This window comes from Desulfosarcina sp., assembly GCF_055467485.1.
This window is the reverse complement of sequence record NZ_JBUOIV010000030.1, coordinates 1-24,375: the sequence shown is the minus strand read 5'-3', so window position 1 is coordinate 24,375 and position 24,375 is coordinate 1. Positions and strand designations below refer to the sequence as shown.

Genomic DNA, 24,375 nt, shown 5'->3' with positions numbered 1-24,375 from the left:
GCATCCGCTGCTGGTTTAAACGGACCGGCACCAGACGTGCTTCTCGAAAGGGACGATCCGCGTTGGCAATCACTACAAAAATAGGCCACTGGTTCAATGTTCACGAGGATGAACTCGGCCTGTTCATGTGGACTGTCGTCCTGCTTTTTCTGGTCCGCAGTTCCGGGATTTTCCTTAACAATTACGCCGAAACAGCGTTTCTCAAACGCTACGGCGTTGAATACATGCCTGTCGTGAACATGATCAACGCCGTGGTGACTTTTTTCGTCATGGGGGTCATGACCGGGTTCATGACCCGGTTACCCGGCGCCCGGCTCCTGGCACGTCTCTTCATCTTCTGCGGGCTGTCCGTGGCGTGTATCCGGGCAATTATTCCCTTCGGTATCGATCTGGTTTACCCGGCGTTGTTCATGCTTAAATCCCAGTACGAGGTGCTGCTGGCGCTGTTGTTCTGGAATCTGGCCAATGACCTGTTCAACACGCGTCAGTCCAAGCGTCTTTTCCCGCTGATCACCGCCGGCGGGGTCATCGGTCAGATCCTGGGCAGTTTTGCCACGCCACTGGTGGCCCGCTGGCTGCACTTGGACAACCTGCTGCTGGTATATATGGTCACGGCACTGGCTGGCGCCTGGGCCGTGCAGGCCATGGGAAAGCGCTACCCCACCTTGCTGTTCCAGCAGACAAAAGTGCATGGAAAAAAGAGTCGCACCTCCATGATCGAGGAATTCAAGACAGTGCTGCCGCTGATGAAATCCTCGGTGCTGGTGAAGATCCTGGTTGTGCTCACTTTCATGCCCAACGTCGTGATTCCCATCATGAACTATCAGTTCAACTTCGCCGTCAATGAGCAGTTTGCCACCGAATCGGGCCTCATCGAGTTTTTTGGCTACTTCAGGGGCGTGCTCAACATCGTCAGCCTGGTTATTCTGCTCTTCGTGGGGAAACTCTACGACCGGTTCGGGCTGCCTGTAGCCCTGATGTTCCACCCTTTCAACTACCTGGTGGTGTTCATTGCCTTCCTGTTGCGGTTCGATGCCGTGTCTGCCATGTATGCCCGCATGTCCGCCAACATCATCCGCACCACGATCAACATCCCGGCCGTAGCAGTGGTGACGGGACTGTTCCCGGAGTCCTACCGGGCCATGATCCGGCCTTTTCTAAGGGGCACCATCGTCCGCATCGGCCTTTTCCTCGGATCCGGGCTCATCCTGCTCTCCGACACCCTGTTCCACCCGCGGTATCTTTCCCTGGTGGCCCTGCCTTTTGTATTCGCCTGGGTGGTCGCCCCATTTGTGCTCAAGCGACGCTATGCCGGCATCCTATTGGATCTGGTTTCGGACAACAGGGTCGATTTCCGTTCCCTCAATTCCAGTGAACTGGGCCAGGTGTTTCGCGACAAGAAAATCCAGGACAACCTCGTCAGGCGGTTTAACGGTTCCTCAGGAGAAAACCGCCTGTGGTATGGTCAGCTGCTCAGGTCCATCGCCTATGACGGGTTGGACACCCATTTATTGGCGGCGTTGCGGGAAGAGCAGGATATCCAGACCCGTATCGGACTCATCGAGCTGCTTTCAAATGAGTCAGGTCCGGCTGCGGTCGAATCTTTCACCGATCTGATCGAAAAAGGGACACCTGAACTGGCCACCGCCCTGATCGATGCCGGCCACCGCATATCACCCGAGATCTTTGCCCCTTTCAACCGGCGCATATACGAAATGCCCTTTCCCCTTGATGTCAAGGCCCACGCCGTGGGCTCTCTTTATTCGGTGGACCCGGACCGGTTTGGCCCGGTCATCGGCAAGTGGTTGGGCTCTGAAGACGCTGACAGCCTGCGTGCCGGCATTATTGCGACCGGGGTTTGCCGGGATATCCGTTTTGCGGAGCGGCTGAAAGCGCTTTTGTTGACCGCCGATGATACCACCTTGCTGCTGGTGCTGGATAGTCTTCGCAACATCAGCGTGGCGGGCTTAAACCCCCTGGTGGTGCTCCGCCTGTGGGATCCGGATCCGCGCATGCGGCGCGCCGTGCTCGAAGTTTACCAGATTGAAGATGAGGGCGCTTTGAAGAACGTGATCCAGCTGTTGGGGGATGAATCCGAGGCGATTGCCGGGCTCGCCCGCGAGAAGATCAGGAATGCCGACTACCAGAACAGTCTGCGGCTGGTAAAATCGCTTTCACTTCCCCAGAAAAAAGTGAGAGAATCCCTGTTCGGCCTGCTATCTGACATGGCCATCAAGGATCTGGACGTGTTCCGTTTTGTGCAACTCCAGGCCCAGACGTGTTATCAGCTGACGGTTCAAGCCCAGGGTGTCAGGCAGTTGTCCGACGGGGCGCTGCAGGAACTGCTGGCCGTCCACCTGGATGAGCGGGTCTGGTTTACCCTGCAGACGACATTGCGGGTGTTGGCCGCTCAGGATCAATCGGGGCGTATGCAAAAGATTGCCAAAAGCATCTTCTCATCGGACAAACGCCAGCGATCCAACAGCCTGGAAGCGATGGATGACATTTTGGATAAGAGTCTGGTGCGCTTGCTGACACCACTGCTGGACGATATGGATGTCTCTGGGCGTATTGCTGCGGGCCAAAGGCTTTTTCCCAATGAATTGCAAGTGTCGACGGACTGGGCGCTGTTTGACGGCTTGCTGAGCAGCCGAAACTGGGTTACGCTGGTATTGGCGCTCACCTTGATCCGGCAACTATCGGTATTGCCAGAGGATACCGTCAGGATCCAGGCGCTTGTTCAGCACGAGAACGTGAACGTATCCCTTGCGGCCATAGAACTGCTTGAAAAAAACGGAATCCCCATCCGGGCAGGAGACAGTAATGGACATAGCGACAGCGATTCCCTTGACGGATAAAATCCTGTACCTTAAAAATATCGAAATTTTTACCGACCTGTCTGTCAACGAACTGGCAGCGGTGGCTTCGGTTACTGAGGAGGCGGCTTTTGACGAGAATGAAATGGTTTTTCGGGAAGGAGAGATCGGCGACACCCTTTTTCTGATTCTGGAAGGCGAAGTGGCGGTGATCAAGGACTGCAATTCGGAACGGGAATTCGAGTTGGACAGTATCGGACCGGGCGACTACTTCGGGGAGATGGCCCTCTTCGGCGATGATCGCCGCTCGGCAACCATCCGGGTAAAGAAGAACGCCCGTTTCCTGACCCTGAACAAGCAGGAACTTCAGGAAATCGTGCGCGAGTATCCCCAGATCGCTTTGCATGTCTGCCGGGTTCTCAGCATGAGAATCCGCCGCCTGCACGGCAAAATCTCAGACCAAAGCTGCTGAAGGTTCCCATGATCGATAATCGGTGACCATTTTGCCGACGCTGTTGAGCCTTCACTCGACCACCCGGCCGACGATGATCCTGCGGATTGACTTTGTGCATGCAGGTTGGTAAATCCCTGACCGGATTGATAGGAACTCGAATTGATACGAGCCGCTAAAATGAAGCCAAACCCGCTTTTCAGACATCCCAAGATTGTCATTTCTCCATGTGGCTTCGGCCACGGGATTTTCACGACAACGTTCATCCCTGCAGACACGACGCTCGAAGAGTGCCCTTATCTTCGGATTAAAGCCAGCGAATGCGCCGGCTCACTCGATGACTACGTGTTCAATCTGGAATCAAAGGAAGATAATGGTGATTCGGACTATTATTCCCTGGTGCTTGGATGGGGAAGCCTGTTCAACCACTCCTATCATCACAATACCGAATACTGGCACGATACCGACCGGGACCTGATTGTGTTTCACACCATCAAGGCGGTAGCTGCCGGCAATCAGCTTTTCGTCAATTACGGAAAAGAGTGGTGGGAATCAAGGGAATTGGCCCCCGAATGAAGGGCTGGGCTCCGCTACGATTTTTTCTCCGTCTGCAAGTTAATCATCCGAACGGGAAACGCGGCCTCGGCGATGGAGAAAAAACGACAGAACCTGAAAAAAGGACCGGTTCGTGACGAATCATTAAAGGGATTGCTCAATGAGTAAAACCAAAGCGATCGAGGTGGAGATCGACGGGCATGTCGCCTGGCTGAACTTATGCCGGCCCGAACGGCACAATGCCATGGGCATGACGTTTTTTGAAGAAGTGACCGGGCATTTCCGGCGGCTTGATGAAGACCCCACCGTGAGGGCCGTGGTCATCCGTGCCGAAGGTAAAAACTTTACTGCGGGCCTGGACCTTCTGGAAGCCGGGGCCATGCTGGTCGGCCAAGGTGCCGACGACCGGGAACGCTTGAAGAAAACCATTCTGGAATTCCAAGAGAGCAACAACGCCATCGAGCGCTGCAGGAAGCCGGTGATCGCCGCAGTGCATGGCCACTGCATCGGCGGCGGCGTGGACCTGTTGTCCGCCTGTGACATCCGGCTGGCTTCAGCCGATGCGCTGTTCAGTATTCGCGAAACGCGGCTGGCCATCATCGCCGATCTGGGAACCCTGCAGCGGTTGCCCCACATCATCGGCCAGGGATGGTTCAGGGAACTGGCTCTCACCGGTAGAGACTTCGCTGCCGATGAGGCCCTTCAGATGGGCTTTGTCACCCGAGTCTGCGAGAACCGGGAGGCGCTAATCCTGGCCGCCGGTGATCTGGCGAAAGAGATCGCCGCCATGGCTCCGCTCACCGTTCAAGGCGTCAAGGAGGTGATCAACTACAGCCGGGACAACGGTGTCTATGCCGGGCTGTCCTATGTGGCCCAGAAAAACGCCGCGGCCCTGCCTTCCGAAGATTTGATGGAAGCCGTCAGCGCCTTCATGGAAAAACGTGAGCCCGTATTCCACGGCAAATGATGCCAAGGTTGCCGCACAACCTAGCGACCATTGAGATGATTGCCGGTCGACGGTTTTTCCGCTCTCCGTTACACGCCTTGTTTGGCCTGCTTCAGATTCCTGTGATCGAGACGTTCATTCCATGACCCCTTTGGGACACCGCCAAATTGAATGAATATACCTGCGATAGGAGACGTCTGTGAGCACTTGAACAACATTTTTTAAATAAACTTCGTAAATGATTTTCAACTGAAGATATGAATGGTTACCGATCTGCCGATCGTTCTTCGGTTGCCCCGTTGCGGTGGAACCGGAAGGGGTGGTCAGGGTATCACCGGCCACCGTTGAAGAGGAGATCAAAGATGTTCTCCGTCCGGAATAGCAACTCCGGCCTTTAGCTTTTGCACAAATTGGGCTACAATGTTTGATCAATAAAAAAAAGCCACCCAGTGCTGCTGAGTGGCTTGATTGCTTTGATTCTGGTCGGGGCGAGAGGATTTGAACCTCCGACCCCTTGAACCCCATTCAAGTGCGCTACCAGTCTGCGCTACGCCCCGACGAGAAAACAGTTCTTTAGCATCATCATCAACCGGTGTCAAGGAGGCAGAGGTAAAAAAGTGAACCCCCAGAGCCAACCCGAGCCGGTGTTGCCGCCGGCCCTCAAACCCGGCGATACCCTTGGCATCGTTGCACCGTCCAGCCCGTTTGATCGTGAATCATTTGAGGCCGGCATTCGGGTCCTGGAATCGATGAATTTCAACCTCGTCATTCCGCAATCGATATTCGACCAAAACGGTTATCTGGCCGGTTCGGACCAGCACCGGGCGGACGTGCTGAACCGGCTGTTCGCCGATCCCGACATTGACGGCATTATCTGTGCCCGCGGCGGGTACGGGGCCATGCGCATCCTGCCGTTACTGGACATAGATACCATTTTCCACCATCCCAAGGTGTTTGTCGGCTTTAGCGATATCACGGTGCTGTTGGATTTTTTGGTACAGCGTTGCCGCATGGTGGCCTTCCACGGGCCGACGGTCACGACATTGGGCAAAGCTGACCCGTCGACCCGGGATCGTTTTCTGTTGGCGCTGTCAACGCCGGAGCCGCTGTCGCTTTGCGCCTCGGCGAGCCGGGTGATTCATTCCGGCATCGGTGTGGGGCGGTTTTTTTGTGGCAACCTGACCTTGTTTGGCCACCTCACGGGCACCCCGTTTCAGCCGGATCTCAACGGAGGCATTTTGCTGATCGAAGATCGGGGAGAGGCCGCCTACCGTATCGACCGCATGTTGACCCAGATGAGGATGGCCGGCTGCTTCGACGGTCTTGCCGGCCTGGCGTTGGGGACCTTTACCGGCTGCGGATCTGCCGAGACGGTCCACCGCATCGTTGCCGATCGGCTGGGCGGGTTGAACCTCCCCATTCTGGCTGGATTCGACGTGGGCCACGGCGCGGTCAACATGACGCTGCCGGTGGGCCTGCCCGTCCGGCTGGACACCGACTCCGGACGGTTGACGTTTGCGGGACCTGCCGTCCGTTAGTGGAAGCCAGCGATGAATAACTCTTCCATCCACGATCTGATGAACAAGGGCCTTCGGGAGCATGTATTCCCCGGAGCCGTGCTCCTGGTGGGAAAAGGCGATACCCGGCTTTTTTTCGAGGCTTATGGAAAGGCCAACCTTTTCTCGGGCCAACCCATGACCCGGGATACCGTGTTTGACCTGGCATCGCTGACCAAACCCCTGGCCACCACCCTGGCGGTGGCCAGGCTGGCGGATCAAGGACGGATCAATCTGGACCAGCCTGTGGAAAAATGGCTGCCCGCGTTGGCCGGCAGCGACAAGGCGGCTATTTCGGCACGGCAACTGCTTTGCCACCAAAGTGGTTTCCCCGCCCACCGTCTTTTCTACATGACGCTAAAGTCCCTTGCACCGTTGAAGCGCAGGGCGGCTGTGCTGGATCTGCTGAAAATTACCCCGCTGGAGGACCGACCGGGGGAGACGACCCGATACAGCGATCTGGGTTTCATGCTGCTTTGCCGGCTGGTCGAAGCGGCGGCCGGTTGCCCCATGAATGAATTTCTCCAGGACGAAATTTATGGCCCAATGGCGTTGACCGATCTTTTTTTCGTGGATCTCACCCGGGACCTTCTGCCCTGCAGGCCCTTTGCCGCCACCGAACTTTGCCCGGTTCGGAACCGACTGCTGGTCGGCGAAGTGCATGATGACAATGCCTGGTTTGCCGGCGGTGTTGACGGGCACGCCGGCCTGTTTGGCACGGCCGAGGCCGTCTTTCGGCTTCTGCGGTTCCTGGTTGCCGACTATCGGGGCCGTTCGCCAGCATCCGTTTTCTCAAAGCAGATCCTTTCCGGTGTATTCAACGGAGAGGGCAAACATCGATTGCCGCTGGGCTTCGACCGCCCATCGGCGCAAAACTCCAGCGCGGGCCGTTATTTTTCAGCCGACGCTGTGGGCCATCTGGGTTTTACGGGAGTTTCCGTCTGGTTGGATTTGGAAAAAGAGTTCTGCGTTATCCTGCTTACCAACCGGGTGCATCCCTTTCGTTGGAATACCCGGTTGGGTCGGTTCCGTCCCCTGATCCACGAGCGGATCATGGAACATTTTGAAATCTAATTGGATTAAAGCCGAATTCAACAAATCAAGTCTTGAAATCACTGGCTATTTCTGGTAGCGGTGCGTTGAGCTCGTTTACTGCGCAGAAAGGCCGGCCCTATTGCCGTTGCCCCTCGTGCAAGACTTAATTGGCGCTGTTGAGATTCAAAACGAAAAAGAGGCGGCATGAACTTCATTGATTCCATTCTGGGTGTCTTTTCCAGCGACTTGGCTATCGACTTGGGTACGGCCAATACGCTGGTATACGTTAAAGGCAAGGGCATTGTTCTCAGCGAGCCCTCCGTGGTTGCCGTTCGAACGGACAACCGCACCAAAAACCGCGTGCTGGCCGTGGGCATGGAAGCTAAGAACATGCTTGGCCGGACGCCGGGGAATATCGTGGCCATCCGGCCTATGCGCGACGGCGTGATTGCCGATTTCGAAGTGACCGAGGCCATGCTGCGCCACTTCATCCACAAGGTCCACAACCGGCGGACCTTCGTCCGGCCGCGCATCATCATCGCCGTGCCGTCGGGCATCACTCAGGTTGAAAAGCGAGCCGTGCGCGAGTCGGCGGAATCTGCAGGCGCCCGCGAGGTATTCCTGATCGAAGAGCCCATGGCGGCAGCCATCGGCGCCGGCCTGCCCATCACCGAACCCACTTGCAACATGGTGGTGGACATCGGCGGCGGGACCACCGAGGTGGCGGTCATCTCCCTCGCCGGAATCGTCTACAGCCGCTCCCTGCGGGTGGCCGGCGACAAGATGGACGAAGCCATCATCCAATATGTCAAACGCAAATACAACCTGCTCATCGGTGAGCGCACAGCCGAGATCATCAAGACCACCATCGGCAACGCCTATCCGGATCCCAACAAATTAGAGACCATCGAGGTCAAGGGGCGGGACCTGGTTACCGGTATTCCCAAGATTCTGGCCATCGATTCCGAAGAGATCAGGGAAGCCATATCCGAACAGATTGAAGCCATCGTGGAAACGGTGAAAATAGCCCTCGAGCAGACCCCGCCCGAACTGGCAGCTGATATCGTGGATCGGGGGATCGTGCTCACCGGCGGCGGTGCGTTGCTGAAGAACCTGGACAAGCTGCTCAGAGAGGAGAGTGGGCTTCCCATTACGGTTACCGAAGATCCGCTGTCCACTGTGGCGTTAGGGTCCGGCAAAATGCTGGACAGCCTCGAAATCCTCAAACAGATTGTCATCGTTTAACGGATCCCATGTTTTCCAAAAGGATGATTCTGGTTGCCTTGGTGATCGTTCTGGTCGCGGTGAATATCATCCTTTTGACGATAACCGGCAAACACACCCAGGCGCCTTCCGGACTCGGCAGGAGTGCCCTCGTCATCGTCTCGCCCTTCCAGAAACAGCTCACCGCATTTTTAAATTCCGTCAAGGACCTGTGGAATCAATATTTCTTCCTGGTTTCCACGACTGAAGAGAACCAGCGACTGAAAAAGGCGCTGGGGCAGAGCCTGGAGCAACTCAACCACTGCAGCGAAACCAACATTGCCAACGACCGGCTCCGCCATCTGCTGGGTTTTGAAAAAGAGATTCCGCGACCAATGATCGCCGCCCAGGTAGTTGGCAAGGATCCGTCTGCCTGGTCGAAGACCATCATTGTGGACAAGGGAACCCGGGACAGCGTCCGGCAGGGCGCTCCCGTGGTGATTCCCGAGGGGATTGTCGGCGTGGTTGTGGATGCGACAGCCCAGTATGCCAAGGTGCTCCTGCTGACTGATCCCAACAGTGCCGTGGATGCCTTGGTGCAGCAAACCCGGGCGCGGGGCATTGTCAAAGGCGGGGGGGCTGATTTCTGCGTGTTCGACTATGTCCTGAGGAAGCATGAGATCAGTGTGGGGGACATAGTGGTCTCTTCCGGCCTGGACGGCGTGTTTCCCAAGGGGTTCCGGGTGGGGCGCATTTCCGAAATCGTTCGCCAAAACGCCGGTATCTTTCAGATGGTGTCGGTTACCCCATATGTAGATTTCGAGATTCTCGAAGAAGTGTTTATCATTTCCGAACCGGCTTACCCAAGGCCTCTCGGGGACCCATGATTTACGCTTATCATCTGATCATTTGCCTGTTTTTGATTATTCTTCAGACGACGATGCTGGTTGGCGGAGGAGCGGTGCACCTTTACGACCTCTTGGCTCCGTTCGTGGTTTACCTGGGGGTTTACCACCTGCCGCGCGGGGCCATCCCCGTCCTCGTGTTGAGTGGGCTGGCCATGGACGGCATCTCCGGCGGTGTATTTGGCGTCCACCTGACCGCCTATTTGTGGATGTACGTGGGCGTGCGCTGGGCTATCCAGTTCCTGCAAGTGGGCAATGTGATCCTGCTGCCGCTACTGGTCAGCGCCGGTGTTGCTTTCGAAAGCCTGGTGGTGGCTTTCTCGGCTGTGGTGCTGGCGTCGGCCCCCTGGCCGGTGGAATCCATGTTTCCCGTCGTTTCCGGGCAGGTGCTGTGGGGGGCGGTGACCGGTCCCTTTCTGATGCTGTTTTTCATCCGCGGTCAGAAAATGGTCGATCGGGCGAAAAAATCCTTCTATGCGGAAAAAGGCCCTCTGAGGACATCTTGACCAACTACCTGGACAATGTGGACAGCGACTGGTTCAGCAAGCGGTTGAGCGCTGCACTGACAGTGGTGATTGCCGCATTCGTCGTGTTGATTGCCCGGCTGCTGTTTCTTCAGGTGATCGAAGGCGGTGAGCTTCGGCGATTGTCGGAGATCAACAGCATTCGGTTAAGAAGCGTGGATGCGCCCCGTGGGTTGATATATGATGCCCATGACCGGCTCATGGCGGACAACCGGCCTTCCTATGACCTGAGTATTACTGTCAAGGATGCCCATCCGCTTGAACGGACCATTGAAAAGCTATCCCGGTATACGGGTATCGACGAAACGCTGTTGTTGGACAGCCTGGAGAAAGCCAAGGGGACGCGCGCCTACAAACCCGTTTTGCTCAAACCCGATATCGGTCGGGACGCACTGGCAGCCATCGAGGTGAACCGATGGGACCTGCCCGGTATCCTGGTCAGCGTCTCTCCCCGTCGGGATTATATTTTCAGCCCCAGCTCGGCGCATATCCTGGGCTATATGGGGGAGATCAGCGTCGAGGAACTGAAGAACAAGATCTATGGCGACTGTAAAAGCGGCGATTTTATCGGAAAATATGGTATCGAACGGGTCAGGGAAGATTGGCTTCGCGGCAAGCGCGGCGGCCAGCAGGTGGAGGTCAACGCTACTGGCCAGGTGGTTCGGGCGATCAATACGGTGGATGCCACCCCAGGCCACAATATCGTTTTATCCATCGACCACGCCCTCCAATCGACGGCGGAGCAGTTGCTGACGGGTCAGGCGGGGGCGGCCGTGGCGGTGGATCCGTCAAACGGTCAGATCTTGGCGATGGCATCCAGCCCCTCCTTCGATCAGAATGCCTTTATTTCGGGCATGTCGCATGAAACCTGGAATGCCTTGGTATCGGATCCCTCGCACCCATTGGAAAACAAGGCCATCCAGGCCGAATACCCACCGGCGTCTACCTACAAGATCATCGTTGCCGCCGCTGGGCTCGAAGAGGGCGTTATCGATGAAAATACCTCCCATTTCTGTCCCGGCTTTCTTAAATTCGGCAACCGGTCCTATCGGTGCTGGAAGAAGTGGGGACATGGCGAGGTGGATGTCTTAAAGGCCTTGAGCGAATCCTGCGATGTCTATTTTTACAAAGTGGGGCTCGAACTCGGCGTGGACCGCCTGGCATGGTACGCGAATGCCTTTGGCCTGGGGGAACCCACCGGCGTCGATCTGGATCATGAAGAGGGCGGCCTGATTCCAACCGCCCAGTGGAAGAAAAAACGGGTGGGGGTTTCCTGGCAGAAGGGCGAAACCCTGTCGGTGTCAATCGGTCAGGGGTTCAATCTGGCAACCCCTTTGCAGATGGCAATGGTGGCTGCTGCAGTCGGCAACGGGGGGACGCGTTATCGCCCCATGATCGTTAAAAGCATTCGGACAGCGGACGGGCAGACCAAGTACGAGAGCACACCCGAGGTTGTGGGCCGGCTGCCAATCAGCGAAAAAAATTTGTGGCTGGTGAAAGAGGGACTGTTCAACGTCGTCAATGATCGGCACGGAACTGCCTGGCGCAGTCGGCTGGAGGGAATGGGCATGAGCGGCAAGACAGGCACTGCCCAGGTCGCAGGACGGCGAGAGGATGCCGCCGAAGGAGAAAATGATTGGGGCTCAATCAAGGACCACGCCTGGTTTGTTGCCTATGCGCCCCGGGAAAATCCCAGGATCGCCGTGGCGGTGATCATCGAGCATGGAGAGCATGGATCCAGCGCGGCCGCTCCGGTGGCGGCTGAAATGATCCGGTTCTATCTGTCCGGGGGACAACCCAAACCCGATGCGCCACCGGCTGTCGAACCGGCGACCTCCGCCGAAGGCGATTGACCCCTTGTCGCCATGCTCACGCGCTGGCAGTATTTGGTATCGACACGTTAAAAAATGCTCGTGCATCGCCCGTCAATGAGGCGCTTTAGTCAAGTTCCGCATGGTTTTGCGTGACTTCACGGCATTGTTGGCTATTATGGTGGTGGGGATTGGCGCCGCGGCTGCATAAGAATAAAAAATGATGAGCGGGTAAAACCTCATGTGCCATCGGGGGTTTGACGCATGGCCTTTTTTCCACGTGGACTCAGCATCGTTTCATAACCGGTATGTCCGTCCAGTTTAACCGATTTAACAAGACGCTTTGGGAATAGGAAGTCATGTTTGACCGACGATTGCTGCAATGCTTTGATTGGGGGCTCCTGGCGCTCACCCTTTCCATCGGAACCGCCGGGCTGGTGGTGCTCTACAGTGCCGTAACCGCCGGTGCCGTCGACCCTGACCTCACCCTGTTCCGGAAACAGCTGATCTGGTATGGTATCGGCTTCGGAGTCATGATTTTCTGCTTTTTGTTCGACTACAAGCAGTTCGAACGGTTTGCCAATTTCATTTTTCTGGCATCCGTGGGTTCATTGGCGGCAGTGCTGTTCTTCGGCAAGTACGTGAGCGGATCCCGGCGATGGCTGGCCATTGGCCCCTTTACCCTCCAGCCTTCCGAGATGGCCAAGGTCGCCGTTATCATCGTCCTGGCCCGTTATTTTGCGAAGATGATCAATACCGACGGACTCACCCTGCGCGACCTGATGGTCCCGGCTTTTCTTACAGCGGTGCCCTTTGCCCTGATTGTTCGCCAGCCGGACTTGGGTACGGCAATGGTGATTGCGCTGATTGCCGGGGCCATGACGCTTTTTGCCAAGATCGAGCGTAGGGCATTGAGCTGGCTGATCGCCACCTTTACCATGCTCGTCCCCCTGGTCTGGTTTTTCTTGCGTGGGTACCAAAAGCAGCGCATCCTGACGTTCTTGAATCCGGACCGTGACCCGCTGGGTGCCGGCTATCACATCATCCAATCAAAAATCGCCATCGGGTCTGGAATGCTCACGGGCAAAGGGTTCTTAAAGGGGACCCAAAACGCGCTTTCTTTCTTGCCGGAACAGCATACCGACTTCATTTTTTCAGTGCTGGCTGAAGAGTGGGGGCTGATGGGGTCGTTGTCGGTGGTCGTTCTGTTTTTGATTATCATTGCCTGGGGGCTCAGCATTGCCGGTCGCTGCCGTGATCCTTTCGGCACCATGCTTTCCGTGGGGGTGACCGCCATGATCGCCTGGCAGGTCCTCATCAACATCGGTATGGTCATGGGGCTCATGCCGGTGGTTGGCGTGACCCTGCCTTTTGTGAGTTATGGCGGGTCGTCGATCATCACCATGATGATGGGCATCGGCCTGCTCATGAATGTGAGCATGCGCCGGTTCAAATTTGAATAACCGCAGCGGGCGGCCATCGCGGTCGAGGTGTCAAAACCTTGTTATTTATTCGTAAACAGGGAGATACGATGAAAAAAAAAGAGAGCTCGGACCATATTTCCACACTGCTGGGTGTCGGAACCACCATCGAAGGGACCCTGTCATTCAAAGACACCATCCGGCTGGACGGTGCGGTCAGTGGAAAAATCGTTTCGGAGAAGGGCACCGTGATCATCGGTGAACGAGCAGTGGTGGAGGCACATATCCATGTGGGAACAGCCATCGTCAAGGGAACGGTCAATGGACATATTCAGGCTGGCGAGCGAATCGACGTCTATCCGCCGGCCAAAATCACCGGGGATATCCAGGCGCCGGTGATTTCCATTGAAACAGGGGTTTTTTTTAACGGAAATTGCAGCATGGTCAAACCGCAACCGATGCCTGTCGAAAGAAAAGCGATAGAAACAACGCGTGATGAAAAGAAATCCGGATGACGGATTAAATTTTAAAAAACCTTTGACATTTCGACGGTGCTGATGGTATAGACCGCCGGAGTTCGCACCTTTCGTAAGTCATATCATTTATAGACAATATATTGTTTTTTGGGATATTTAATCCTACTTCAACGGAGGCTCTTAGATGGTAAGCGTCGATGGATCCATAGTCTTGCAAATTGCGAATTTTTTACTGTTAATTTGGATTTTGAACATGGTGCTCTACCGGCCCATTCGAAAAATACTGCTGGAGAGAAAAGAAAAAATGGTCGGAATGCAGTCCGACATTGACGGCTCCGCCCAACAGGTCCAGAACAAAGAGGACGCATATGCCGATGGTGTCCGTCAGGCCCGGGCTGCCGGCCAGAAAGAAAAGGAAGTACTGATGCAGGCCGCTGCAGATGAAGAAAAGGCGATCATGGGCAAGATCAACGATAGCGCCCAGGCCGAGCTCAAGGAAGTCAAGGAAAAAATTGCGCAGGATATGGGTGCCGTCAAGGCCGCGCTGGAGGATGAAATTGACGCATTTGCAGATGCGATTGGACAAAAAATATTGGGGAGGGTTGCTTAATGAACGTTCCAATTTTCAGCAAGAAGCGCCGCCGTAGCGCTGGGTGGATGTTGCCACTGGCTATGGCTGCGCTTCTTTTGTTTGGAAGCGCTGTCGCTTTTGCGGAAAGTGGAGGCGGACACGGTGAGGCAGGAGCCAAGGGATGGATGGCAACGGACACCTACCGGGTGATGAATTTTGCCGTGTTGGCGATCGGACTCTTTCTGGTTCTCAAGAAACCGGTCTCCCAGGCGCTGGGCGGACGCATCCAGGGCATCAAAGAGCAGCTGGCGGCATTGGAAGAAAAGAAGCGGGAGGCGGAAGCCAAGCTGGCCGAGTACGATGCCAAAATGGCTGATCTGGACAAAGAAACCGAAGCCATGCTGGCCGAGTACGTGAAGCAGGGCGAAGAGGCCAAGGCCAGAATCCTGAAAGAAGCCGAGGCGGCCGCAGAAAGGCTCAAAGAGCAGGCCAGCAAGAATATCGAGCACGAATTCCTACAGGCCAAAACAGAACTCAAGGCGATCATCGTGGAAAAGGCCCTGGCAAAGGCCGAGGCGATCATCAAGGAAAGGATCAACTCGGAAGACCAGGAAAAACTGGTGGATGAATACTTAGAGAAGGTGGTGGCATAGTGAAGAATCTGGCGATTGCAAGGCGGTACGCCAAAGCACTCCTGCTGATCGGTAAGGAGGATGGGAAAACAGAGACCTACCGGGAAGAATTGGGTGCTTTTGCTAATCTGATCGAGCAGGAAAAGAGCCTTCAACAGGTGCTGGTCAATCCGCTCTATGATGCGGATGGGCGCAAAAAAGTCCTGACGACCGTAATGGATAATCTGAAGCTGTCTCAGGCCATGGCCACCTTTCTTCTTTTTCTATTCGACAAGGGGCGGATCGGGTTTTTGAGTAACATCAACGACTTTTTTCAAAAGTTTGCCGATGAACTCAAAGGCGTCGCCCGGGCCAGTCTGGTTTCGGCAACCGAACTTTCATCCGAAACCGTTGATAAAATTCGGTCAGCCCTGTCCAAACGGACAGGTAAGGATATCATTCTGGAGGTTGAGCAGGATCCGGAACTGATCGGCGGTATTGTGACCCGCATCGGCGATCTGGTTCTGGACGGCAGTGTCCGGACGCAGTTGCTCAATATGAGAGAATCTTTAAAAAGGGGTGAGCGTGTCTAATGGAACTAAGAGCTGAAGAAATAAGTCAGATCATCAAAGAGCAGATCACGGATTATGACAAGAAGATCGAACTGAGCGAAACCGGTGTCGTGCTTTCCGTGGGTGACGGCATTGCCCGGGTATACGGCCTGGAAAAAGTCATGGCACTCGAACTGGTGGAGTTCCCCGGCGGCGTTCTTGGCCTGGTGCTCAACCTGGAAGAGGATAACGTGGGTATCGCCATCATGGGCGAGGACACCGGCATCAAAGAGGGTGACATGGTCAAACGGACCGGTAAAATCGCCCAGGTGCCGGTAGGCGAGGCGGTGCTCGGTCGCGTGGTTTCCGGTGTTGGAGAGCCCATCGACGGCAAGGGCGCCATCGACACACCGGATTTTCGCCGCGTGGAAATGGTGGCCCCGGGTGTTATCGCCAGAAAGTCGGTTCACGAACCTTGCTACACCGGCCTGAAGGCGGTCGACGCCATGACCCCGGTGGGCAAGGGGCAACGTGAGTTGATCATCGGCGACCGCCAGATCGGCAAGACCGCGGTGGCCGTGGATGCCATCCTGGCCCAGAAGAACACCGATGTATATTGCATCTACGTGGCCTGCGGCCAGAAAAAGTCTACCGTTGCCCAGGTGGCGGCCGTTCTCGAAAGGGAAGGGGCCATGGAATACACCACCATCGTTGCCGCCTGCGCCTCCGACCCAGCGACCTTGCAGTATCTGGCACCATACGCCGGATGTGCCATGGGTGAATACTTCCGCGACAAAGGCCAGCATGCCCTGATCATTTACGACGATCTTTCCAAGCAGGCTGCTGCTTACCGGCAGGTCTCCCTGCTGCTCAGACGGCCGCCGGGACGCGAAGCCTACCCCGGCGACATTTTCTACAACCACTCCAGACTGTTGGAACGTTCGGCCAAGCTCAGCGATGAACTCGGCGCCGGCTCCCTGACGGCCCTGCCGATCATTGAGACCCAGGCCGGTGACGTTTCGGCTTACATTCCGACCAACGTGATTTCGATCACCGATGGCCAGATCTACCTGGAGCCCGCGCTGTTTTTCGCCGGTGTTCGACCGGCTATCAACGTCGGTCTGTCAGTCTCCCGTGTCGGCGGTGCCGCCCAGACCAAGGCCATGAAAAAAGTGGCCGGTACGCTGCGCCTGGATATGGCCCAGTTCCGCGAACTGGAGGCCTTTGCCGCCTTCGGCAGTGACCTGGATGCCGCCACGCAGCGGCAGCTTACCCGCGGGGCGCGCCTGATTCAGGTGCTTAAACAGCCCCAGTACAAGCCCCTTTCTCACGAAAAGCAGGTAACCATCCTATATGCCGCGACACGTGGGTATTTGGACAAGTTCCCCACCGACGTCGTCGCCAAGTATGAAGCCGGTCTCTATCCCTTCGTCGAAGAGCGCTACCCGCAGATTTTTTCCAAACTGGAAGAGGCTCAGGATATCACGGAAGAGATCGAAGGGCTGCTCAAGTCCGCCCTTGAGGCGTATAATGAAGAATTTAAAGACACCATCAAATAAGGCTTTTGGAAAACTGCTGAACTCAGCCCATATGCGATAAGGACGTAAACTTTATGCCAACGTTAAAGGAAGTCCAGTTAAAAATCCAGGGTGTCAAGAAGACCAAGCAGATCACCAAAGCCATGAACATGGTGGCAACCTCGCGGTTGCGCGGTGCGCAGGGGGCGATGGACGGATTCCGCCCCTATGCCGAAAAATTTTCTGAAGTCCTTGGCAGCCTGGCGGAAAAAGCCGGTGATGAAGCCAGCCCGTTGCTGATTCCCAAGGAGGACGTGAAAAAGATCCATGTGGTCTTATGCACGTCCGACCGGGGGTTGTGCGGCGGCTTTAACATCAACCTAACCGATGGGGCGAAAAACCACATTAAAAACAATTCTATCGAAGGCGCCGAATACTCCTTCACCTGCTTCGGCAAGAAGGGGCGAGACTGGTGCCGTAAAAACAACCGTAAGATCGTCGATGCGCATCTCGGTGTTGTCGGCAGCAAGTTCGGATTCAATGTCGCCTCGACCGCCGGTAAAAAGCTGGTGGACGGATTTCTGGACGGTCACTATGACGAAGTCTACATTATTTATTCAGAATTCGTGAGCATGGCCAAGCAACTCCCGGTAGTCCAGAAACTGCTGCCCATACCGCCCATCGAAAAAGATGAAACGGAAGATGGCGGTTCTGCGGAATACCAGGCCGAGCACATTTGTGAACCATCGCCGGAGGAGCTTCTCGGCGATTTGCTGCCGCGCAACGTGTATGTTCAGATCTACCGGGCATTGCTGGAAACATCCACCAGCGAACATGCCGCCCGGATGACCGCCATGGATAACGCCACCAAGGCGTGCAACGATATGATCGACAATTTGACCCTCGCTTACAACAAAGCCCGACAGGCAGCCATTACTGCGGATCTGATGGATATTGTCGGCGGCGCCGAGGCCCTCAAGGGGTAAAACACATTTTAGGAGGCTGTAAATGGCACAGAATATAGGCAAAATCACACAGGTTATGGGACCTGTCGTAGACGTTGAGTTCGAACAGGCGCAGCTGCCGAATATCCTCACTGCACTGTTGATCACCAACCCTACCATCAGTGACGAGGAGGACAATCTGGTGGTCGAGGTCGCCCAACATCTCGGCGACAATGTGGTGCGAACCATCGCCATGGACGTTACTGATGGCCTGGTGCGTGGTATGGCGGTAAAAGATACCGGCGCCCCCATTATGATGCCCGTGGGCGAAGCCAGTCTGGGCCGTGTGCTCAACGTCGTCGGGCGTCCCGTGGATGGCCTGGGTCCGGTCAGCCAGGAAAAAATGATGCCCATCCACCGTCCGGCACCGCTTTTCACCGAGCAGGACACGGAAGTCCGCGTACTTGAAACCGGTGTTAAGGTGATCGATCTTCTGGTGCCTTTTCCCCGCGGTGGAAAAATGGGGATGTTCGGTGGCGCTGGCGTTGGCAAGACGGTTATCATGATGGAAATGGTCAACAACATCGCCATGCAGCATGGCGGTATCTCCGTGTTTGCCGGTGTGGGCGAGCGTACCCGTGAAGGCAACGACCTGTACCACGAAATGAAGGAGTCCGGGGTTCTTCCCAAAGCGGCGCTGGTATATGGCCAGATGACCGAACCGCCGGGGGCGCGTGCACGGGTGGCACTTTCCGCCTTGACCTGTGCGGAATACTTTCGCGACAAGGAAGGCCAGGACGTGCTGATCTTTATCGACAACATCTTCCGCTTCACCCAGGCTGGCTCCGAAGTGTCGGCGCTTCTCGGCCGCATGCCTTCCGCGGTGGGTTACCAACCCACGCTTGCTGTTGACCTCGGAGGCCTGCAGGAGCGTATCACCTCAACGGACAAGGGCTCTATTACGGCTGTTCAATGTGTCTACGTACCTGCTGACGACTTGACCGACCCGGCGCCTGCCACCACTTTTGCCCACCTTGACGGAACCGTGGTGCTGTCGCGCCAGATCGCCGAGCTTGGCATTTATCCTGCGGTGGATCCTCTGGACTCAACGTCGCGGATCCTGGATCCCATGGTCATTGGTGAGGAACATTACCTGGTTTCCCGTCAAGTTCAGAACATGCTGCAAAAATACAAGGAACTTCAGGACATCATTGCGATTCTTGGCATGGAAGAACTCTCCGATGAAGACAAACTGACTGTACAGCGTGCCCGTAAAATCCAGCGATTCCTCTCCCAACCGTTCCACGTGGCTGAAACATTTACCGGTAAAGCCGGAAAATACGTCAAGGTTGAAGACACGGTCCGTGCGTTCAAAGAGATCTGTGAAGGCGTTCACGACAGCATTCCAGAGCAGGCCTTTTACATGAGGGGCGGAATCGAAGAAGTCCTTGAAGCGGCAAAGGAAATGGCCGAGGCTTAATGGAGAGAAAGAGGTAGCAAATGGCTGAAAGCATTAGACTCGAAGTGGTTACTCCCGAAAAGTCTGTTGTCAGTGAAAGTGCACAGATTGTCATGGCTCCCGGTTCAATGGGTGAGTTCGGTGTGCTTAGCGGTCATACCCCCTTTCTGACCACGCTGAAGACCGGCGCCCTGAAATACAAGGACGAAAGTGGCCGCGAGCGGTTTGTTTTCGTCAGCAGCGGATTCGCCGAAGCCCTTCCCGATCGCGTGACGGTTTTGGCGGAATCGGCGGAGCGACGCAAGGACATTGATATACAGCGGGCCAAGGCCGCTGTTGAACGTGCGGAAAAGCGTCTCGACTCCGGTGGTAAGGATGTCGATTACGTTCGTGCCAAGGCGGCACTGCTTCGTGCCATCAGCAGGATACAACTCGCCGAAACGCGCTGACAAAAAATAATAGCGACCCTGATCCCTCGCGTTGGTGGGGGCGCAATGAAAAATGGTAGAAGGTAATTATGTAAAAAGGGGTAAACCGGATTCGGTTTGCCCCTTTTACGTCGAATTGAAAAACGAATTTTGAATCAGCGAATGCACTGTTTAATTTAAATGGTCGTCCCTGTTAATCAATGCCCACCGGATTTGACCTTAATGAAAAGCACTTGACTTAAAAACCGTTGGCTGGTTATATTGATATAGCGAAGGATAAACTAATATGCTGGATATAGAAGCAATACTTCAACAATTTGAACTCATTGAACAAAAAGTTGAGCATGTTGTTCAGGCCCGCAAGCAGCTTAAAAAGGAAAACGACGATCTGAACAATCGAATTGGACAACTGGAAAAATTGATACAGGAAAAAGACGAGGCCGAAAAGAAACATGAGGAATTGACGGCACTCGTCAGAGCAAAAATTGACAGCCTGATCGGAAGACTAGAAGGGATTACAGAGGAATAGAAAGCCGACCTGCGGGATTTATAGGAACGAACGCTAATTGGAACAAACGGTTACACTGCACATATTTGGTCGCAAATTTACTTTTCAGACAGATTCCGGTGTGCCCGATGCAGAAAAGGTGGCAGCACACTTTGAGGATGCCGTCCAGAAGGTTCAATCCCAGTTTGACGGTAAACCGGTTAATGTCGATAGAGAAACGATTTTGGTCCTGACAGGGCTGAATATTGCCAGCGAACAGTTTAAGCGCGAAGAACGTTATCACCAATTTTTTACCCGTATGACCAAAAAATCTGCAGTGGTTCTCAATGAACTGGAAAAAGCGATTGCTTAATGTCCCGAAACAAAAAACGATAGCAAAAGTGGTCGTGTATTGCTGCCAAAGCGGTGACCGACGTTAAGCACTGGTTCTGTAATCGTGATTGACAAACGGCGTATCGAATCAACCCCTGCCGTGTTCGTGATTGGAAAGTGAACTTTGACCCAACACTTACTTATCGGGAACCTTCACTAGTTTTGGTGAGCAAGTTCTGCCCGTACAGAAAAGCCTAAAGAAACTACAAGGTGCCCACTTGATCCTTTGGATCAAAGACCGGCCAACACGGCACAATGGTGGGGGTTCCATTCCCGCTTCTCAACCGCCTTCCTTCATTCCCGCGTAGGCTTTGCTCGCCTGCCCGTTCCCTTTTCTTTTTCCTTGAGAGTAACATGGGCATCATCTGGTTGTCAGATGATAACCCTCTACATATATAATGTTTAGGAATCGGAGATTCACATGGACATATATACCATCATTATCGCTGCGGGATCAGCTGCCATCGGCTGTGTTGTGGCACTCTTGCTCAAAGGCGCGTTGGGATCAAAAAAACTGAAGAACGCCGAAAACGAAGCTGGTTTAATCGTCAAGGGGGCTAAAGCCAAAGCTGACAGTTTAATCAAGGAGGCGGGCATTGAGGCCAAAGATCTCCTGTTTAAGATGAAGAGCGAATTCGAGGCTGAAGCCAAAGAAACCCGTTCGGAATTAAAAAAGGCAGAGCATCGCCTGATTCAAAAAGAGGAAAATATTGACCGCAAGACCGACATGATCGATCAGCGTGAAAAGGAAATCGCCGAAAAAGAGCAGTCTCTATCTGATCGCGATAAGACCCTTGCCAATAAAGAGGAAAAATACAACACTCTGCTGTCGGAACAAAAGGCGCAATTGGAAAGGATTTCTACCTTGACCGCGGATCAGGCCAAAGAATTACTGATTCGTGCCATGGAAAATGAAGCCCGTTATGAAGGTGCCAAGCTGATCAAACGTATCGAAAACGAGGCCAACGAGGAGGCGGATAAAAAGGCCAAAAAGATCATCGCCACCGCTATCCAGCGCTATGCCGGTGATTTTGTTGCCGAGCGGACCGTTTCGGTCGTTCAGTTGCCCGGTGATGAAATGAAGGGGCGGATCATCGGCCGAGAAGGCAGGAACATACGAGCCATTGAAGCGGCCACGGGTATCGATTTGATCATTGACGATACACCGGAGGCGGTTATCCTTTCCGGCTTCAACCCGGTCCGTCGTGAAGTCGCACGATTGGCCCTGATCAAGCTCATTTCAGACGGACGAATTCATCCTGCCCGCATAGAGGATGTGGTAAAGAAGGCGGGCCAGGAAGTCGATACGGCCATTAAGGAAGCCGGCGAACAGGCCGCCTTTGATTTAGGTGTCCACGGTATCCATGCCGAATTGATTAAATACCTGGGCCGCCTGAAATACCGTACCAGCTATGCCCAGAATGTGCTTCAGCATTCGGTGGAGGTGGGCGTGATGTGCGGCATCATGGCCGCTGAATTGGGGCTGAAGGAGAAGGTCGCCCGACGTATGGGACTGCTTCATGACATCGGTAAGGCGATTGACCATGAAGTCGAGGGCCCCCATGCGGTGATCGGATCCAAGCTGGCCAAGAAATTTGGGGAGACTCCCGGCGTCGTGCATGCCATCGGGGCCCACCACGAGGATATCCCCCCATCCTCTGTTTATGCATTGCTGGTGCAGGCAGCGGACGGACTTTCCGGGGCGCGTCCCGGGGCAAGAAAGGAACTGCTTGAAAATTACATCAGACGTATCGAGGACCTTGAGGGCATCGCCAACGGATTTCAGGGGGTGGCAAACACGTATGCGATCCAAGCGGGTCGTGAAATTCGTGTGATCGTAAAAAGTGATAAGGTGTCGGATGAAGAATCGGTGCTGTTAAGTCGCGATATTGCCAAAAAAATTGAAGAATCACTGACATTTCCCGGGCAGATCAAGGTGACGGTCATCCGGGAGACACGCGTGGTTGAATACGCCAATAAATAAACCTGTGGCGGCCCAGTAAACGCTGATCTCAAAAGGCTGATGTGAAATGAAAAATGTTCTGGACATACTAAGGGCGCGCGGATTTGTGGAACAGACGACCCACGATGAGGCTTTGCACGACTATCTGGATGCCAAACAGGTGACCTGCTATATCGGTTTTGACCCGACAGCCTCGAGCCTTCACGTGGGTAGTCTGGTCCCGATCATGTCCCTGGCTCATATGCAGCGAAACGGACATCGGCCGATTGCTTTGGTGGGCGGTGGCACCGGTCTTGTCGGAGACCCCAGCGGAAAGACCGAGATGCGGAAGCTCCTCACGGTGGAAGATGTGGCCGCCAATGTTATCGGCCTCAGAAACCAACTGTCCCGTTTTATCGATTTTTCAGACAACAAAGCCATTATGGTCAACAACGCAGACTGGCTGACCAAATTGGAATACATCCCTTTTCTAAGAGATATCGGACGGCATTTTTCCGTCAATCGAATGATCAAGGCGGAAAGCTACAAAATGCGTCTGGATTCGGAGGAGGGGCTGAGTTTCATCGAGTTCAACTACATGGTCCTTCAGGCTTACGATTTCTTAGAACTACGCAAGGGATATGATTGCTGCCTTCAGATGGGTGGCAGCGATCAATGGGGCAACATTGTGGCCGGGATCGATCTGATCCGGCGTGTTGAGGGCAAAAGCGCCTTTGGGATCACTTTTCCGTTGATCACCACCGCCAGTGGCGCCAAGATGGGCAAAACTGCCGCCGGAGCCGTCTGGCTCGACCCCGATCGAACCTCCCCATACGATTATTATCAGTTCTGGGTGAATACGGACGATCGGGATGTGATGCGATTCTTGGCTCTTTTCACCTTTCTTCCCTTGGATGAAATCGAATCTCTTGCCGACCTCCAGGGGGCAGATCTGAATGCGGCTAAATCGATCCTCGCATTTGAGGCGACCCGGTTGGCACATGGCGAAGAAGAAGCCCAGAAAGCCAATCAATCCGCCTCTTCAATGTTTGGTTATAGGCGAATCCCCGATGGCCTGCTGCCGTCAAGTCAGATCCCGAGGGCTTATGACACGTCTGATGACGAGACGGTTCCCCACGTTGAAATGCACGTAGCGGAGTTTAAAGATGGCATTCCCAGCTTCAGGTTGTTCCATCGTGTCGGCTTGGCCGACTCTTCCGGAGCAGCCAGGCGTTTAATTCAACAAGGCGGCGGATATGTGAATGGCCGGCGGTTGGAGCGCTTTGATGAAATGATAACCAGCAAGGATATCAGTGACATGCAAATATTGCTGCGTGCAGGGAAAAAGCATTTTTTCAAGATCGTGGTTTTAAGTTAAAATAAGCGTTGACAATGGCATCAGGGCCGTGTAGATAGCGCTTCGTTTTTCAAGTGTGTAAAACACAACTGAACCATCCTTTGTGATCTTTAAAAATATGCCTTTCGAAAAGGATCCAGTCACGCCTCAGGCGGTATTCAAGTGGGTCTTTTCGGGCGGCTTCAAAAATGTTCCCCGTCAACTCAAATTATAATATTTTAATTGTTGACAGTAGGCGTTTGGATGGTATATTTAAGCTTTTCGTCAGCCGATGAAAGGCGACATTTTTGATCTTTGAAAACTAAATAGTGACAGGTTTTTAAGAGTTGGGTCTCTTTAAGTCAATTTGTTACGCAAGTAACGTTAAATAGTTTAATTGGAGAGTTTGATCCTGGCTCAGAATGAACGCTGGCGGC

General features: G+C 54.4%; 23 protein-coding genes, 1 tRNA gene and 1 other RNA gene. 24 read left to right on the top strand and 1 reads right to left on the bottom strand.

Annotated features, from left to right (window positions below):
- The first annotated feature begins 62 nt into the window (after positions 1 to 62).
- The 4 genes from ACZCED_RS14835 (at position 63) to ACZCED_RS14820 (ending at position 4,789) form a co-directional block, all read left to right on the top strand.
- The gene (locus ACZCED_RS14835; protein ID WP_464861106.1) at positions 63 to 2,858 is read left to right on the top strand and encodes an Npt1/Npt2 family nucleotide transporter; all 2,796 of its coding nucleotides are present in this window, start codon (positions 63 to 65) and stop codon (positions 2,856 to 2,858) included.
- Positions 2,824 to 3,288, top strand: coding sequence for a cyclic nucleotide-binding domain-containing protein (locus ACZCED_RS14830; RefSeq protein WP_462968679.1), 465 nt, complete (start codon positions 2,824 to 2,826; stop codon positions 3,286 to 3,288). The genes ACZCED_RS14835 and ACZCED_RS14830 overlap by 35 nt, the downstream gene beginning before the upstream one ends.
- Before the next feature lie 159 nt (positions 3,289 to 3,447).
- Positions 3,448 to 3,843, top strand: coding sequence for an SET domain-containing protein-lysine N-methyltransferase (locus ACZCED_RS14825; RefSeq protein ID WP_462968678.1), 396 nt, complete (start codon positions 3,448 to 3,450; stop codon positions 3,841 to 3,843).
- 139 nt (positions 3,844 to 3,982) lie between these two features.
- Complete coding sequence (locus ACZCED_RS14820; protein WP_462968677.1) at positions 3,983 to 4,789, top strand: crotonase/enoyl-CoA hydratase family protein; 807 nt, start codon at positions 3,983 to 3,985, stop codon at positions 4,787 to 4,789.
- Positions 4,790 to 5,248: 459 nt separating this feature from the next.
- Here the strand turns inward: ACZCED_RS14820 and ACZCED_RS14815 are convergent.
- Positions 5,249 to 5,325: transfer RNA gene (locus ACZCED_RS14815), tRNA-Pro, on the bottom strand.
- Positions 5,326 to 5,385: 60 nt separating this feature from the next.
- Between ACZCED_RS14815 and ACZCED_RS14810 the strand changes: the two genes are divergently transcribed.
- From ACZCED_RS14810 to tyrS, 20 genes are all read left to right on the top strand, one after another.
- Positions 5,386 to 6,306, top strand: coding sequence for a S66 peptidase family protein (locus tag ACZCED_RS14810; RefSeq protein WP_462968676.1), 921 nt, complete (start codon positions 5,386 to 5,388; stop codon positions 6,304 to 6,306).
- A 12-nt stretch (positions 6,307 to 6,318) separates the two neighbouring features.
- On the top strand, positions 6,319 to 7,398 hold the full coding sequence (locus tag ACZCED_RS14805) for a serine hydrolase domain-containing protein (protein WP_462968675.1): 1,080 nt from the start codon (positions 6,319 to 6,321) through the stop codon (positions 7,396 to 7,398).
- 165 nt (positions 7,399 to 7,563) lie between these two features.
- Positions 7,564 to 8,604, top strand: a complete 1,041-nt coding sequence (locus ACZCED_RS14800) for a rod shape-determining protein (protein WP_319404849.1) — start codon at positions 7,564 to 7,566, stop codon at positions 8,602 to 8,604.
- Positions 8,605 to 8,612: 8 nt separating this feature from the next.
- On the top strand, positions 8,613 to 9,449 hold the full coding sequence (gene mreC, locus ACZCED_RS14795; protein WP_462968674.1) for a rod shape-determining protein MreC: 837 nt from the start codon (positions 8,613 to 8,615) through the stop codon (positions 9,447 to 9,449).
- The gene (locus tag ACZCED_RS14790; RefSeq protein ID WP_462968673.1) at positions 9,446 to 9,973 is read left to right on the top strand and encodes a hypothetical protein; all 528 of its coding nucleotides are present in this window, start codon (positions 9,446 to 9,448) and stop codon (positions 9,971 to 9,973) included. The genes mreC and ACZCED_RS14790 overlap by 4 nt, the downstream gene beginning before the upstream one ends.
- Complete coding sequence (gene mrdA / locus ACZCED_RS14785; RefSeq protein WP_464861105.1) at positions 9,970 to 11,844, top strand: penicillin-binding protein 2; 1,875 nt, start codon at positions 9,970 to 9,972, stop codon at positions 11,842 to 11,844. Before ACZCED_RS14790 ends, mrdA begins: the two co-directional genes overlap by 4 nt.
- A gap of 317 nt (positions 11,845 to 12,161) precedes the next feature.
- A complete protein-coding gene (rodA, locus tag ACZCED_RS14780; RefSeq protein WP_462968671.1) occupies positions 12,162 to 13,265 on the top strand; it encodes a rod shape-determining protein RodA in 1,104 nt (367 codons plus the stop codon).
- 68 nt (positions 13,266 to 13,333) lie between these two features.
- On the top strand, positions 13,334 to 13,738 hold the full coding sequence (locus ACZCED_RS14775) for a bactofilin family protein (protein ID WP_462968670.1): 405 nt from the start codon (positions 13,334 to 13,336) through the stop codon (positions 13,736 to 13,738).
- A gap of 145 nt (positions 13,739 to 13,883) precedes the next feature.
- A complete protein-coding gene (locus tag ACZCED_RS14770) occupies positions 13,884 to 14,309 on the top strand; it encodes a F0F1 ATP synthase subunit B family protein (protein WP_462968669.1) in 426 nt (141 codons plus the stop codon).
- A gap of 146 nt (positions 14,310 to 14,455) precedes the next feature.
- On the top strand, positions 14,456 to 14,923 hold the full coding sequence (locus ACZCED_RS14765; RefSeq protein ID WP_462968668.1) for a F0F1 ATP synthase subunit B family protein: 468 nt from the start codon (positions 14,456 to 14,458) through the stop codon (positions 14,921 to 14,923).
- On the top strand, positions 14,923 to 15,474 hold the full coding sequence (gene atpH, locus ACZCED_RS14760; protein WP_462968667.1) for an ATP synthase F1 subunit delta: 552 nt from the start codon (positions 14,923 to 14,925) through the stop codon (positions 15,472 to 15,474). The genes ACZCED_RS14765 and atpH overlap by 1 nt, the downstream gene beginning before the upstream one ends.
- Positions 15,474 to 16,991, top strand: coding sequence for a F0F1 ATP synthase subunit alpha (atpA, locus tag ACZCED_RS14755; protein ID WP_462968666.1), 1,518 nt, complete (start codon positions 15,474 to 15,476; stop codon positions 16,989 to 16,991). The genes atpH and atpA overlap by 1 nt, the downstream gene beginning before the upstream one ends.
- Positions 16,992 to 17,044: 53 nt before the next feature.
- Complete coding sequence (gene atpG / locus ACZCED_RS14750) at positions 17,045 to 17,935, top strand: ATP synthase F1 subunit gamma (RefSeq protein WP_464861104.1); 891 nt, start codon at positions 17,045 to 17,047, stop codon at positions 17,933 to 17,935.
- A 22-nt stretch (positions 17,936 to 17,957) separates the two neighbouring features.
- Positions 17,958 to 19,373 (top strand): F0F1 ATP synthase subunit beta, encoded by a 1,416-nt coding sequence (gene atpD / locus ACZCED_RS14745; RefSeq protein ID WP_462968664.1) that lies wholly within the window; start codon positions 17,958 to 17,960, stop codon positions 19,371 to 19,373.
- Positions 19,374 to 19,393: 20 nt separating this feature from the next.
- The gene (locus tag ACZCED_RS14740; protein WP_462968663.1) at positions 19,394 to 19,801 is read left to right on the top strand and encodes a F0F1 ATP synthase subunit epsilon; all 408 of its coding nucleotides are present in this window, start codon (positions 19,394 to 19,396) and stop codon (positions 19,799 to 19,801) included.
- A gap of 265 nt (positions 19,802 to 20,066) precedes the next feature.
- Entirely contained in the window at positions 20,067 to 20,309 is a 243-nt protein-coding gene (locus tag ACZCED_RS14735; RefSeq protein ID WP_462968662.1) for a hypothetical protein, read from the top strand.
- A gap of 37 nt (positions 20,310 to 20,346) precedes the next feature.
- Complete coding sequence (zapA, locus tag ACZCED_RS14730; RefSeq protein WP_462968661.1) at positions 20,347 to 20,640, top strand: cell division protein ZapA; 294 nt, start codon at positions 20,347 to 20,349, stop codon at positions 20,638 to 20,640.
- Positions 20,641 to 20,749: 109 nt separating this feature from the next.
- Positions 20,750 to 20,929, top strand: a non-coding RNA gene (gene ssrS, locus ACZCED_RS14725) — 6S RNA.
- 152 nt (positions 20,930 to 21,081) lie between these two features.
- Positions 21,082 to 22,644, top strand: coding sequence for a ribonuclease Y (gene rny, locus ACZCED_RS14720; RefSeq protein WP_464861103.1), 1,563 nt, complete (start codon positions 21,082 to 21,084; stop codon positions 22,642 to 22,644).
- Positions 22,645 to 22,690: 46 nt separating this feature from the next.
- Positions 22,691 to 23,980, top strand: a complete 1,290-nt coding sequence (tyrS, locus tag ACZCED_RS14715) for a tyrosine--tRNA ligase (protein ID WP_462968659.1) — start codon at positions 22,691 to 22,693, stop codon at positions 23,978 to 23,980.
- Positions 23,981 to 24,375: the final 395 nt, after the last annotated feature.